Genomic DNA, 14059 nt, shown 5'->3' on the forward strand with positions numbered 1-14059 from the left:
TCATGAGATTATCCAAACGTGTGTTAGGTGTGTTAGGTGTAGCGGCAACGGCCGTTTTGTTAGTGGGTTGTGGCAGTAAGTCGTCATCTTCAAAGAAAATGACAACCATCACTGTTGGGGCTTCAGCTGTGCCTCATGCTCAAATTTTGAAGCATGTGCAACCACAACTGAAAAAGGAAGGCGTCAACTTAAAGATCAAAGTCTTCCAAGACTACGTAATGCCTAACAAGGCATTGGCTGCCAAGGAACTGGATGCTAACTACTTCCAGCATATGCCTTTCTTAAACCAGTGGAACAAGGAAAACCACGGGACATTGGTTAGCGCTGGTGGTGTTCATTTGGAACCCATCTCAGCTTACTCAAAGAAGTACAAGAGTTTAAAGGATGTTAAGGATGGGTCAACGATCCTTGTCAGCAGCAACACGCCTGACTACGGTCGTGTGTTGACGCTGTTGAAGGATGCTGGTTTGATCAAGATCAAGAAGGGCATTGATATCACCACTGCCAACTTCTCAGATATTACGTCAAATCCTCGTCACCTGAAGTTCAAGCACAGTTACGAACCGAAGTTGATGCCAACAATCTACAAGCAGGGTGAAGGTGACGTGGTCTTCATTAACGCCAACTACGCTGTGCAAGCAGGTTTGGATCCTCGTAAGGATGCCATCGCAACTGAAAAGAAATCATCACCATACGTCAACAGCGTGGCTGTCCGTAAGGGTGACCAAAACAAGCCAGCCATCAAGAAGTTGATGAAGGCATTGCAATCAAAGAGCACACAAAAGTGGATCTACAACCACTATAAGGGTGCAGTGTTGCCGGCGAAGGCATACTAGAGAGTGGAGCAAGGCGTTTAAGGGGCGGAGCCTAAGTAACTTTCGGCATAAAATCCCGGTTTTGGATTTTGTGCCGGAAGTTGCTTAGGCAGTAGCCCCTTGCCTTGCGGAACTCGTTTCGGCACGGAGGCCAGAAAGCGCGTCGCAAGAGGCATTCTCTAATAAAATGAGCATTTTTAAAGAGAATGCAAGACGTCCTGACCCAATCACAACTGAAAAAAGAACAACTTCAAAATCACCACCAAAAACTGTCAACCAAGCGTTGGCAGTTTTTTTATACCCAAATCCACCGTCAGGACCACTCTGAAATTTGACTTTTCTCACCCAACCCCTTATAGTTAACTACACAAGTAACTAACCAATTAAGACTAACGGGGGAATTCAAATGAACGCGAATGCAGTTGTCTCAGTACGGGACCTTCACAAAACCTATGGCAAGGCGGGGGAGAAACAATACGAAGCCTTAAAGGGCATCACGTTTGATGTTCAACCTGGAGAATTTGTCGGCATAATGGGGGCTTCCGGTTCTGGTAAGTCAACCTTGCTGAACATTCTTGCGACCCTGGACCAACCGACGAGTGGCCAGGTGACCATTGACCAACTGGATGTCACGACGCTTAAAGGCAACCAAATTGCTGATTTTTGGGCAAAAAAAGTCGGGTTTATCTTCCAGGATTTTAACCTGCTTGAAAACTTAACGAACTATGAAAATATTGCTTTACCGCTCTCTCTTCAAAATATTGCGGGTACAAAAATCAAGACAGCCGTGGAAAAGGTTGCGGCGCAGTTGACGATTACCGAGACACTTTCCAAGTACCCAACGGAAATTTCTGGGGGCCAAAAACAACGGGTGGCAGCAGCGCGGGCACTCGTTTCAAAGCCGGCCATCCTGTTTGGTGATGAGCCGACCGGGGCACTTGATTCAAACAGTGCCCGCGACCTCCTGGAAATGTTGACGGCCGTTAATCATGATCAACAGGTCCCAGTCTTATTAGTGACCCACGACCCGTTTTCGGCCAGCTATTGCCAGCGTATTTTGTTCATTAAGGATGGCCAAATCGGCCAGACGCTGCATCGTGAAGACCGGACACAACAAGCGTTTTATCAAGAAATTCTTGATACGCTAGGGACATTTAACTAGGAGGGGCGCCGTGTTAGTAAAATTAGCATTTGCGGGCATTAAGAGCCGCATTAAAGATTACGTTGTCCTCTTCTCAGGACTGGTCATGTCCAGTGCCATTTTCTACATGTTTGAGGCCCTCGCGACGAACCAGTCGTTCATTAAAAATAACACCACGGTGTCAGGCGCTAGTATTATTTTTCAACTGGGTGCTGTGTTGCTAACGATCATTACGCTGGTGTACATTTTCTACGCGAATTCGTTTTTAATGAGCATGCGCCGACATGATTATGGGATGTTTATGATGCTTGGGGCCAAACAACGTAAAATTGGTCAACTGATCTTACTGGAGACCATGGTCATAGGCGTCATCGCCAGCGTGATCGGAATCCTGGTCGGCTGGTTGCTTACCAGTACGCTAGGAAATCTGATGATGTCTGTCGTCATTGGGAGTCACCTTAAACACTTCAGTGCGTTCTATCTACCAGCCGTGTTGACCACGATCGATCTCTACCTTGGCCTGTTTATGATTGCGGGTATTGTGAACTGGTTGAGTCTCACTAAAACGCAAGTCCTTCAACTGTTGAAGGGTGATCAGCAGCCTAACCGTCCCGTTCTGCGGCCCGTTGCCCAGTTGATTCAAGTAATCGTCGGGCTTGTCTTGTTAGCAGTGGGCTACTACTGCATGGCTCACGTCCAAACGATTGGGCTGATCGGTATTTTCATTGCGCTGGTCACCATCGTGGCTGGGACGTACTTCTTATTTAACGCTGTTTTCATTTGGCTCGTGCTGTTATTGAAGCGGACCTCATGGGCGAATAGGGGCTTAAACACGTTTACCCTGTCGCAGTTACAGTTTCGGATTCGTAATTACACTAAAATGCTGTCGATCGTTTCCATTTTATTTGCGTTAGCGTTGGGTGCAATTACAGTCGGCATTGGCTTTCACCGGCAGATCGATCTCATGGCAAATGTTAATTCGCCATACACCATGGCAATTCCGGATCCAAAACCAGTGACTCAATCGTGCGTTGACCGGTTGCACCTTGCCACTAAGGCCCTTTATCAGCAGAAACAAACGCGCACGACTGTCTATTACAATGCAGCTGAACTGAAGGCCCATCCTGTTCAACGGGTAACAACGACCTTAGCAGAAATGCAAAAACAGCACCGCAGTCATGTTGCAGTGCGCTATGGAACGGTGAGCGTTGACCAATTGAAAAAAGATCCGGTAGCACTTGAAATGTTGCAGTCTGGACAGCAGCAGACAAAGACAGCTAAGGTGGTCTCAGCGGCTAAATTTGCTCAAATGAAGGGGACCACGCACCACCTGTTAGTCTTTAGAGTCACCAATTTAAAAGCCAGCCAAGCAGCCCTTAAAACGATTCAAAACAGTGAGTCTCTTGCTGCGGGCACTGTTCTTCCTGGCGGGTACGGCATGCTTGTGTTGGGTACCGCGCTCTATGGTGGCCTGGAGTTCATGGGACTCTTCTTAGGAATCGCCTTTCTTGCAATGCTTGCAAGTTGCCTGATGTTTAAGATCTTAAGCGGCGCTACAAGCGACCGTAAACGGTACATGATGCTCAACAAAGTGGGCACACGTCCCAGCGTTTTGCGCCGGTCGATCAACCGAGAAGTCGGGGTGTTGTTCATTCTGCCGGGAATCGTTGGTGTCATTCACGTCCTGTTTGGCTTACAATTGTTTACCTTATTAATGATAAATCCGTACGATCAGCTCTGGATACCATTTACAATCTTTATTCTGTTGTATATTAGTTACTATGTGATTACTGTGAGACTTTACGAACGAATCGTATTGCCGAAGATTCAGATTAATAATTAGGCGTGAGCGGTCGTCTCAAACAAATGTTAGGAAAGGAACATCGTCAAAAGCGGGTGGTGAAAAATGCAGTTTAATTTTGACAGTACAGAACCGCTATATTTACAGGTAGCCGATCAATTGGAGGAGGCTATCTTCTTAAACAGCTTTCAGGAAGGTGAGCAGGTGCCGTCCACCGCGGAAATTTCAAAACAGTTCCACATCAATCCGGCAACGGTGCTGAAGGGCATGAACATTCTTGTGGATAGCGGCTTTCTAGAAAAGAAACGGGGGTTAGGCATGTTTGTAACAACTGGCGCCAATGACAAAATTCGAACGAAACGACAAGATGAGTTCTACGCTGATTTCGTGTCCAACCTGGTCAGCGAAGCAAAAAAATTATCGTTGCCGGAGACGGCAATCATTGAGATGGTGAAACGGGCGTATGAACAGGCATGAATCCAATTAAAGTAACGGGACTATCCAAATCGTTTGGCAAAAAGACGGTCCTGACAGATATTAACCTGACAATTGAACCCAATACCATCTATGGTCTGCTTGGCCGCAATGGTGCCGGTAAGAGTACCTTGTTGAACTTGATTACGAACCGGCTGCCGATTGCGACCGGGACGGTGACGATTGACGGGACGCCCTTAGCAAACAATGACGCGCTATTGAATCGTATTTACATGATGAGTGAAGCCAACCTTTACCCGCCGCGGCTGCGGGTGAGTGAGATCTTTAAACTCACTGCCCAGATGTATCAGGGATTTGACGCTGCCTATGCGGATGAGCTGGTTGCGAAATTTGAACTGGATCCGCAGACCCGGTTTAATAAATTATCAACTGGTTATCGCTCCGTTATGAAGCTGATCATTGCCCTGGCAGTGGATGTGGACTACGTGTTTTTAGATGAGCCCACGCTGGGGCTGGATGCGAATCACCGGCAGTTGTTTTATGAGGAACTGATCGATAGTTATGCTAAGACGCCACGTTCGTTTGTGATCTCAACGCATCTTATCGAAGAAATTGCGAACGTGATCGAACGCGTCTTTGTGATTCAAGACCATCAGCTGCTTGTTAACGACACAACTGAAAATGTACTTCAGGAAGGGTACGCTGTCACGGGGCCAGCCAAGGAAGTGCAGACTTATACGGCAGATCTGAACGTGATCGGTCAGGAAAGTTTGGGCAATTTATTGGTTCACTACGTTTATGGCCAACTTGATGACCAGCGCGAAATTCCGGACACGGTGACTGTGAGTCACATTGATCTGCAGAAACTCTTTATTTATCTAACCAGTCAGGGGGGCCATCGTGAGATTTAAAGCTGGATTTTCATACCAATTCAAAACCTATCTAAAAGCGCTCGGGTGGTTCTATGTCTGGGCCATTGCGGGCATCGTGATCCTGCCCACGCTGATCACGGTTGTCCTGGGGCAGGCGCAACATTACACATTAAGCGATGCGCTCCCAGGTGGGCTGACCAGTATTGTTCTTGGGATTTTCTTAGTGGTCTACGGCGCCATCACTTATGATGGGTTCAAGCTATTTATTCAAAATGGTATCGGGCGGAAGACTTATTTTTGGTCAAAGACGGCCGTGCTTGGCGTCATCGTGCTCGTTGGTGAAGTGATCAATGTGTTGTACGGTTGGTTATATGAGAACGTCATCACCAGTCGCCACTCTGGGACCATGGTCTTCTTTGACCTTTATGGCAAGTGTTTTCACAACCAAGTGGCTGACAGACTGGCCGTTGTTGTGATCACGATTTTATTTATTGGCTGTTTTCTTGCAACAAGTATGGCAGTCGGCAGTATTCTCGGTTTGTTTTCGCGCAGAGTTCAAATTATTTTGATCGTCGGCATCCCGATTTTACTGTTTATCATCTTGACTGTCTTGATCTCAGTGAACACGACGAGCAGTCTAAAACTGACCTGGATCTACGATGCGCTTACGTTCATGGTTGGCTATCACAAGCAGGCCCAGGGCTATTTGAACCCGTTTGCACCGATGATTTCTGGAACGCTCTACATTCTGATTATGCTGGGAATCTCATACGGATTTACTTTAAAATTACGCGTGCCGCGATAAGCCTTCCTGAACGCCATTATTAATATGGACAGAAACATGCTAAAATAGCAGTATTAGTTAAAAATGGACACGTCTAGACAGACAGAAACGGGGCGAAAAGAGTGGACGATCAAATTGACACGTTGCGACACCAGTTGCAGACCTATAAAGATGAAGTTAACGCAGGTAAACTATATCAATCCCTAGGCCCCAAGCTGGAGGACCTGATCAAGGAAGCAAAAATTGTGCCACCGACCCCGGTTCAGTTGCCAAACGACGATGACGGGATCCGGCCGCTGTTACTGCAGCTAAACGACCAGATTCAAAATGAAACGCTAACAGAATTACGGGACCAGGATGTCATTTCTCTGTTACACCATATTGGGTCACCAGATCCAAAAATTCGGGATAAGGGCATCTATTTCCTGTTTAATGATTTGATTCAACAGCACTTGCTGACGAATAGTCAGATGACCATGATGGTGCGCTATCTCAGTAGTGACAGTGTGTTGTTCAGCCATATTTTTGAACCTGAAAATGAGGCCGTGTATCAACGTTCATTTGCGGTACTCTTACTTTCAGTCGTCATCTATGCAGATCGGGTTGCCTATCATTTTTTGGATGAAGATCTGGAAGCCCAAGTTGTGGATCAATTTGCCCTCTATATTTTATTAGAGCGCGATACCCGCGGCTTTATCGGCCAACAGGGGTGGGCTCACGCCTACACGCACATCGGCAACTTGTTAGATGAGTTGTCTGAACGGCCACGGTTAACACGGGCGGATAAGTTACTGATGCTGGCACTGATCATTGAACGCTACAAGCAGTTGGATGGCGCCTTGATTTTTGGAGAACCGCAGCGGTTGGCAGGGTATTTTTCACGACTGACCAATAAAAACCAGCTCTATGCTGACTATTTTTTGACTCAGTTAAAACGCTGGCGTCAGGAAATGACCATCATTCAATCTGCGGAAACCCAGGGTGTTTGGAACCGGGTGTATAACCGCGGACGATTGATAGAGGCCATGATTATTCGCCATGACTTTAATGATCAGATTATGGCTTATTTGAATTCGATTATCGATTTTTTGGCTTAGGATTTGCCTGCTGTTTTAGCCTGGTTTGTGTTTTGATTGTTAAAAGCAACTCTTGCGGCAGCATTCTTGGCGACATGTGCGGCGCAAGCAGGCGTAGATTTTCTGCTTTCTAGATGACATTGCCGAAACGTGTTCCAGGAGGGGTCTTTCCAATGTTAGGTGATAGTCCGTTGCATTCCGCAATTCGGCAGGCCGTCGTAGTGGCTCGCGACTGAGCTAACTCGATTTCTGCTGCGCAGCTCTCGAGTGGATCTCAGTCGTCTCGCACATCAGTAACCGACCAAGAAACGGTCGCTAACTGATGTCGACACCACGACAACCTGCCGAATTGCTGCATTCCACTCACGTTGAGCTTACTTTTCAGAAAAGTTAGCAACACACTAGCGTTAGACCAAGTTCGAAGAGAATCCGCCCTCGACTGCTTGTCAGACTCTCGGTAGCAATGCTTCTTACGATGTGACAATTGACAATCACGATTAACTAGCCAGCTTCTGAGCACTACTATGAACACTTATTTTCAATGTTGAGGCGTTCAAGAATCGTAGCGTAGTGGAGCCGTTCGGCATTGCAGGCTGTGGTGTTGGTGTTAGTTGGCAAGGGTTCTTTCCTTGCCTAGTAACACGGGAGACGTAGGAGATCCTTGAATGTCTGAAAGGACATTCAATAGCTCCGGAGCGACCCCACCTCAGCCTGCAGGGCCGAACGGTGCAACAAAGCGACATATCAGCGCCATTTATTCACCCAACATTGGAAAGACCCTCCAGGAGACAGAGGGCTACTGCGTAAGCAACTTATGATCCGCCCCCTAATCGTCTCCTTCCACACTCTATACTATAAAAAAGGACACCCAAATGAAGTCGAGTTATTATAAACGTTTATTTTCGATGAGCTATCAGTTGTTAAAGGTACGTTCTGTTAACCTTGGCTGGTTACTGCTTATGGCACTGCTCATGACCATGCAAATTCTCATGTTAAATGCCGGCTTGGTTGTCGCCAAGCTGGTTTTAGTCGTGGGATTTCTTGCCGGGCTACCCTTTGAGGTGACGCTGGTCACCACGGCGTTATTTGCATCTAATCAGCTTATCAACCAAAATGACTTGCTTCTGTTGACGACCTGGCGCCGATTCAAGAAACACTGGCTGCCCTTACTCGTCATGGAACTCTTGTTGCTGCTCGTCTGGGCACCGTTTGGCGACGTTGGGTTTTCTTCCGCATTTATTAATTTGGTTCGGTTGCCGGTTCACGTGATGGATAATTTTGTGATGTATCGCCGTATTTGGCTGGTCCTGGTCGCTATCGGCTACTTGATTGTTTTGACGCTATTCATGTTATTAACTTACCGAGTGGTCAACGGGATCATTAACCGCCGGGAACCGCAGCGACACGGATTAAAATCACTTTGGCAGTTCCAGCGGGTGTTCATTCGACCATTTCTTCGTATCATGGTGCCCGTTGTCGTGATCGATGAGGCTGTGATCTTTAGATTTCGGGCACTCATGCCGACCATTACCTCACAGACGCTGGGCAAATTTCTAAGTGTAGTGGTCATGATCATTCTTATTACGTTTACCGTCATGGCACTGAGCTGTTTAATGGTCGCCATGGTTTGGGAAGCGTTAGGGCAGCCTAGTTTCAAACCTGTGTTTGATAAGGATGATGCGACGCACACAATGGCGTGGTTCCCAGCTGGACTTGTGCTGATTTTAGTAGCCTTATTTAGTTTTCAGGCCTTTCACTTTAGCTCGCCTGCGTCGGCCTCAACGACCGTTGCACACCGTGGTGCTGTTGATAATAATGGGGTGCCAAACACGCTTGATTCCTTGGAAAAAACGGTGAAGGATCACCCAAACTATGTTGAGATCGATGTTCAAGAGACGCGTGATGGCAAATTTGTGGTTTGTCACAATCAACGCGTTCGAGAAGCCAACAATGGTAAGTTAGCCAACATTCAAAAAACGTCGCTGGCAAAATTGACTAAGATTAAGGTCACGGAAGATGGTCGCAAAGTTTACTTGACCGATTTAGCTGACTATTTAAGAGTGGCTAAGCAGTATAAACAACGGGTCATCGTTGAAATTAAAGTCACGCCGGATGACTCGAAAAATCTAGCCAAGCGGTTTGCTGCCCAGTATGGGAATACCCTTGTCGCCGACCGCGATTTTGTGCATACCATGAACTATCAAACGGTGAAGGATCTCAAAAAAGAGGTGCCTAATCTGATAGTTGGGTACATTGTGCCCTTTAACCTGGTTTCCGTGAAGCACTTACCGGCTGATTTTTATTCGGTTCAGGCCATTGGATTAGGCAAAACAATTGTGCAACAGGCGCATTCGATTGGCGCACCGGTCTTTGCCTGGACACCGAACCATTTAAGTCAGATGCAGCTCATGCGTGTTTACGGTGTCGATGGGCAGATCACTGATCGATTGACGGTGTTACAAGAAATGAACCGTGAGCAGCCCAGCCAATTTAATTGGGCAATTATACAAAGTTTAATCAGCCAATTCATCTAATCTTTACGTAGGTATACGTAAAGGAGATGATTTACATGACAGAGCGTTGTTCATGGGCAGCAAAAAGTACGCAGTTACTGCTGTATCATGATTTAGAGTGGGGCGTGCCCACACGAGACGAACGGCAACTATTTGAGAACCTATCACTTGAAATTTTTCAAGCGGGTCTCAATTGGCAATTGGTTTTAAAATACCGATCAGCATTGCGGGAAGCCTTTATGGATTTTGAGCCTGAGGCAATCGCGGCGTTGCGTGATGAGCAGATCGATGTGTTATGCGTCGATGAGACCATTATTCGTAACCGGCAGAAGATCTCAGCAGTTATCGCAAATGCCAAGGTGCTAGTCGCACTGCATGATCTGGACTGGTCACTGACCGAAGCCGTGTGGACGAATGCCGTTTTATTGCAACGGACACACGAGACAGATGTTTGCGCGCGGTTTAATGCGGATTTAGTTCATACGCTGAGCCACCTTGGATTCAAACGAGTTGGTCTCAAATCCTGCTATGCGTTTTTGCAGGCATCCGGTGTGATCAATGATCATGAAACGGACTGTTATCGGCGATTAGAATTACTGTAAATTAAAAGCGTGGTAGAAGGGGTTATCCTTCTACCACGCTTTTAAAGTGACTTATTCACCAGTTGTTTTTTGCGCCGGTTTGTTTTCTTGGTCAGTTCTCACAACGAGAACGTCACAAACGGCTGTCCGGGTCACGTATTCAGTAACTGACCCGATGAGGAGCCGCTCAACAGCGTTTAACCCAGTCGCACCGATCATAATCAGGTCGATGTCTAACTTCTTTGGAATCTCACGGGAAATGATGGTCTTTGGCGCACCGTACTCAATTGAGTAATCCACGTCAGAAATTCCGGAATCCTTGGCTTCTTGGATGTATTTGTCCAGAGTCTTCTTGGCGGTATCGGTAACCTCTTCCACCATGGTTGTATCAAAACTAGAAATATTTTGAAACGCCCGCGTATCCACAACGTGAACCAAATGAAGGTCCGCATCATTTCGTTTGGCAACGGCAACGGCTTTCTTAAAGGCTAATTCGGCCTCGTAAGAACCATCAACTGGTACTAAGATATGATTGTATTGTTGTAGCATCATGACTCACCTCTCTCACTTGTTAACTCTATCTTACGTTATTTTGCGGAAAATAAAAAGAAAAATGTGGTGGCGTTTTTAAAGAGAGCGGAGCAAGGCGGTTTGAGGGCGGAGCAGAAGCTAACTCTGGCAGAAAATCCCGGGCCTGGATTTTTTGCCAGAGTTGGCTTCTGCAGGAGCCCTCAGCCTTGCGGAGCTCGTTTCGACTCGAGGACAGGAGAGCGAGATAGCGAAGAGGGTTTTCTGAAAACAAACAGAACAACAAAAACAGAAAAAGCACCCTAACAAAAAAATACCATTTCCAAAAATCTCACAAACCCAAAAAGCGTCCAAGGCCAACCGCCCCAGACGCTAATGAGTATTCAAAAATCATTTAGCTTTCGGAAAGAAACTGACCAACATCAACTGAACGCCAACAATATCAGCTACCCCAATAAATAGCGCAATACAGATAAAGACTGTATTTTGACTGATTGTTGCTGCAGCGGCAACAACGCCAAGAATGACGAGTGAGTAGCCACCGAACTTGATGACGCCAGATAGTGGTTTGTTCGCTTCAGGATGAAAGATCAAAAAGGGTTTGTGCTGATGGGCAAGAAAGAAGCCCCCAATAAAAAAGGTCAGCAGGGTGTAGAGAATCATGAGAATGGTGATGGCCAAAATAAAAAACCTCCAAATTTTCTTTAAAAAGAAAAAGGCTGGCTTACAAGGTGCAAGCCAGTCCTCAAAGTGTTGCCACTTTGAAAGATCTAATAGTGCCGTTAATTGCCCGATAGGTTTTGGCCCGCTTGTAAGCAGGTGGGACGGGCAGGCCATGACTCTGACTACCAAGTGATAAGGCCTGTCATCGCTATGAACATCTACCCATGTCCCAATGTAAAACTAGTTGTTCGGCAAACACGTATGATGGGCAAGGCGAACACCCTAGAACTCACATGTATCGTAGCACAGAAACGTTGTTTTGACAACTTTTGTGACTAATGGCCCTGGGCTTTTCGCAGACGCGTATATTGCTCGCCCAGTGCGGTTTCAAACTTGCCATTTTGTTTCGGTTCGTAATACTGCACATTTTTGATCGGGTCGGGGAGGTACTGCTGTTTGACCCAGTCATTGTCGAAGTTATGCGGGTACTTGTAGTCAACGCCGTGGCCGAGCTTCGCAGCGCCGGCGTAGTGGGCATCTTTCAGATGAGCTGGAATGTCACCGCCACGGCCCTTGGCAACGTCACTCATGGCAGCATCAATGGCTGCCATGCCAGAATTCGATTTAGACGAGAGGCACAATTCAATCACGGCATCAGCGAGGGGAATGCGGCCTTCTGGAAACCCCAGGTGTTCTGCGGCGTAAACAGCATTCACCACCCGAGCGCAAGCTGGCGGATTGGCGAGGCCAACATCTTCATAGGCAATGACCATGAGCCGCCGCACGATCGACTGCATGTCGCCAGCAGTGACTAATCGGGCCAAGTAATGGAGTGCGGCGTCAGTATCACTGCCGCGAATTGATTTTTGAAACGCGGAAATGACGTCGTAATGAGCGTCACCATCCTTATCATGGCTAAAGGCCTTTTTTTGGACACATTCTTCAATGATCGGCAGGGTGAGGTGAATGACATCGTCGTCGGCAGGAGTGGACCTAGCGGCTAATTCTAGGCCGTTGAGGGCACTTCGCAAGTCACCATTCGTTGCCGTCGTTAAAAATGATTCGGCATCATCATCTAACTGAACATTTTGATCACCAAGGCCGTTTTCGCTATCACTCAGTGCCCGGTCGATGGCTGTCCGAATGTCATCGGGCGTTAACGGATGCACTTCAAAGATCTGTGTCCGACTGCGAATGGCAGGATTAATGTTGATGTAAGGATTTTCCGTTGTCGCCCCGATAAGAACGATTCGACCGCTTTCTAGGTGTGGCAGCAGAAAGTCTTGTTTAGTTTTATCCAGCCGGTGAATTTCGTCAAGCAACAGGATAACGGTCCCGCTCATCTTGGCTTCTTCGGCCACGATTTGAAGATCTTTTTTTGAATCCGTCGCTGCGTTCAGTTTACGAAAAGCGTATTTCGTTGAGCCCGCAATGGCACTCGCGATACTTGTTTTTCCAGTTCCCGGCGGCCCGTAGAGGATCATGGAGGAGAGCATTTTAGCCTGCACCATGCGACTGATGATTTTTCCTGGGCCAACGAGGTGTTGTTGGCCGATCACATCTTCGATCCGTTGTGGGCGCATGCGGTAGGCAAGCGGTTGTGGCAAGGTTGTCACTCCTTTCAATTGAGGGTCTAATAAGTGCTGGCAATAGAAACGTCGCCTGACCGAAGTCGGCGACGTTGGCGTTTCTATAAGCCAAAACGGTGTTTGAGTTTATCAAGCACGGAATTTGATTGTTGCGGTTTGGCATTGGATGCCGGTTTGTCAGGATATTTTTTGGTTGCTTCAATGGGATACACATTGATGGCATTTTTAGCAACGACCACGAACCCAGCGCTGTCTGGCTGGTGTGGATAAAAATCATCTGAAACGATGGTGAACTTTGTCCCAGCCTTGCTGGCAATACCCATGTACGGTGCCAATTCGGCAGCTTCGAGATGGCCGTTGAAGATGACTTGGTAGTCCGGATGGGCGCTGATTTCTTGCGTGAGCGCATCCTGGAACTGTTTGTCACGAATCTCCTGCACGGTGACAAGCAGGGAGACCCGTTCACGAAAAGTGCCTAAATATTGACGTTGTTCATCCGGGTGCAACATTGGCGTCCCATACATGGCATTGTCAAGGTGGGCACTCATTTGATCTTTTTCTGGCATATTTCGTCAACCTTTCTTTCTTAGTCCATCTAGTATAACATAGGTTTCAGGCTTAATCGAAGTTAACGACAGGGGTGACTGCAATGTTTAATCAAGAAGATTTTGACGTATTTAAGGACCAAACATTAGCTGGCCGGATGGCTGGTGTCCGCGGTGTGATCGATCCAAAATTTGAGGCGATTGCACCGACAATCAAGGCTGCTTTAGGTCAAGACCAACCAGTCTCAGATCACATTGCCAAGCACTTGCGCCGGTTCAAAAATCCGCCGATGAATACCTGGATCGCATTTAACCAAAATCCACGGGGTTATAAAATGACACCGCACCTGATGCTTGGGTTTGGGGATGACCGGTTATTCTTGTGGCTTGCGAGTCTGGCGGAGGCAACTGACCGCGATTTAATGATCAATCGCTGGCAAAGGTTATTACCTGAGCTGGTCAAATTACCGAGTCGGTTTGAAATCAGCCCAGATCATATGGCTAAAAAGAGCGGTCCAGTCACGATGAATGGCCTCAAACAACAATTGACCCGCTATGAAACGGTCAAACAAGCAGACTTTATGGTCGGTCGGCAGTGGCTTCAGGATGATGATGTGTTTAATCATCCCAATGATCTTAAACAGATCCTCGTCGACACGACGCATGAACTAGCACCATTCTATTCGGCGCTGGTCGCTGACAAATAGGGTGGGGGA

15 protein-coding genes are annotated in these 14059 nt (G+C 47.2%); 10 read left to right on the forward strand and 5 right to left on the reverse strand.

All coding sequences use genetic code 11. The annotated features are described in order from the left end of the window. Window positions 1-2 precede the first annotated feature (2 nt). Window positions 3-836 carry a MetQ/NlpA family ABC transporter substrate-binding protein gene (locus AYR61_RS10145; RefSeq protein WP_065902867.1) on the forward strand — a complete coding sequence of 278 codons (834 nt, stop codon included), beginning with the start codon at window positions 3-5 and terminating at the stop codon, window positions 834-836. An 84-nt stretch (window positions 837-920) separates the two neighbouring features. Here the strand turns inward: AYR61_RS10145 and AYR61_RS15190 are convergent, their stop codons facing one another. Next, a complete protein-coding gene (locus tag AYR61_RS15190) occupies window positions 921-1160 on the reverse strand; it encodes a hypothetical protein (RefSeq protein WP_156770477.1) in 240 nt (79 codons plus the stop codon). A 61-nt stretch (window positions 1161-1221) separates the two neighbouring features. On the opposite strand from AYR61_RS15190, the gene AYR61_RS10150 reads away from it, so the two are divergent. The 8 genes from AYR61_RS10150 (at window position 1222) to AYR61_RS10185 (ending at window position 10039) form a co-directional block, all read left to right on the forward strand. Further along, on the forward strand, window positions 1222-1977 hold the full coding sequence (locus tag AYR61_RS10150) for an ABC transporter ATP-binding protein (protein ID WP_065902869.1): 756 nt from the start codon (window positions 1222-1224) through the stop codon (window positions 1975-1977). Window positions 1978-1987: 10 nt separating this feature from the next. Then, window positions 1988-3799: an FtsX-like permease family protein gene (locus AYR61_RS10155; RefSeq protein WP_065902873.1), complete on the forward strand. Its 1812-nt coding sequence runs from the start codon at window positions 1988-1990 to the stop codon at window positions 3797-3799. Window positions 3800-3862: 63 nt separating this feature from the next. Continuing rightward, window positions 3863-4234, forward strand: coding sequence for a GntR family transcriptional regulator (locus tag AYR61_RS10160; protein ID WP_065902874.1), 372 nt, complete (start codon window positions 3863-3865; stop codon window positions 4232-4234). Then, entirely contained in the window at window positions 4231-5103 is an 873-nt protein-coding gene (locus tag AYR61_RS10165) for an ABC transporter ATP-binding protein (protein WP_065902875.1), read from the forward strand. Before AYR61_RS10160 ends, AYR61_RS10165 begins: the two co-directional genes overlap by 4 nt. Then, complete coding sequence (locus AYR61_RS10170; RefSeq protein WP_065902876.1) at window positions 5093-5869, forward strand: hypothetical protein; 777 nt, start codon at window positions 5093-5095, stop codon at window positions 5867-5869. Before AYR61_RS10165 ends, AYR61_RS10170 begins: the two co-directional genes overlap by 11 nt. 101 nt (window positions 5870-5970) lie before the next feature. Beyond that, complete coding sequence (locus tag AYR61_RS10175; protein WP_065902878.1) at window positions 5971-6945, forward strand: DUF2785 domain-containing protein; 975 nt, start codon at window positions 5971-5973, stop codon at window positions 6943-6945. Window positions 6946-7796: 851 nt separating this feature from the next. After that, window positions 7797-9458, forward strand: a complete 1662-nt coding sequence (locus tag AYR61_RS10180) for a glycerophosphodiester phosphodiesterase family protein (RefSeq protein ID WP_065902879.1) — start codon at window positions 7797-7799, stop codon at window positions 9456-9458. Window positions 9459-9493: 35 nt separating this feature from the next. After that, entirely contained in the window at window positions 9494-10039 is a 546-nt protein-coding gene (locus tag AYR61_RS10185; RefSeq protein WP_065902880.1) for a DNA-3-methyladenine glycosylase I, read from the forward strand. Between the two features lie 51 nt (window positions 10040-10090). Here AYR61_RS10185 and AYR61_RS10190 read toward each other — a convergent pair whose 3' ends face one another. The 4 genes from AYR61_RS10190 to AYR61_RS10205 all read right to left on the reverse strand — a co-directional run bounded on the left by AYR61_RS10190 (window position 10091) and on the right by AYR61_RS10205 (window position 13364). Beyond that, a complete protein-coding gene (locus tag AYR61_RS10190; protein ID WP_065903908.1) occupies window positions 10091-10567 on the reverse strand; it encodes a universal stress protein in 477 nt (158 codons plus the stop codon). A 369-nt stretch (window positions 10568-10936) separates the two neighbouring features. Beyond that, on the reverse strand, window positions 10937-11227 hold the full coding sequence (locus tag AYR61_RS10195) for a hypothetical protein (protein WP_054710374.1): 291 nt from the start codon (window positions 11225-11227) through the stop codon (window positions 10937-10939). Between the two features lie 317 nt (window positions 11228-11544). After that, window positions 11545-12816 (reverse strand): replication-associated recombination protein A, encoded by a 1272-nt coding sequence (locus AYR61_RS10200; RefSeq protein WP_065902882.1) that lies wholly within the window; start codon window positions 12814-12816, stop codon window positions 11545-11547. An 83-nt stretch (window positions 12817-12899) separates the two neighbouring features. Beyond that, complete coding sequence (locus AYR61_RS10205) at window positions 12900-13364, reverse strand: YueI family protein (RefSeq protein WP_054710371.1); 465 nt, start codon at window positions 13362-13364, stop codon at window positions 12900-12902. Between the two features lie 83 nt (window positions 13365-13447). Here AYR61_RS10205 and AYR61_RS10210 point away from each other — a divergent pair, with 83 nt between their 5' ends. Further along, the gene (locus AYR61_RS10210) at window positions 13448-14050 is read left to right on the forward strand and encodes a DUF1054 family protein (protein ID WP_065902884.1); all 603 of its coding nucleotides are present in this window, start codon (window positions 13448-13450) and stop codon (window positions 14048-14050) included. The last annotated feature ends 9 nt before the right edge of the window (window positions 14051-14059 follow it).

It is taken from the genome of Secundilactobacillus paracollinoides (assembly GCF_001702155.1).
Lineage (GTDB): Bacteria > Bacillota > Bacilli > Lactobacillales > Lactobacillaceae > Secundilactobacillus > Secundilactobacillus paracollinoides.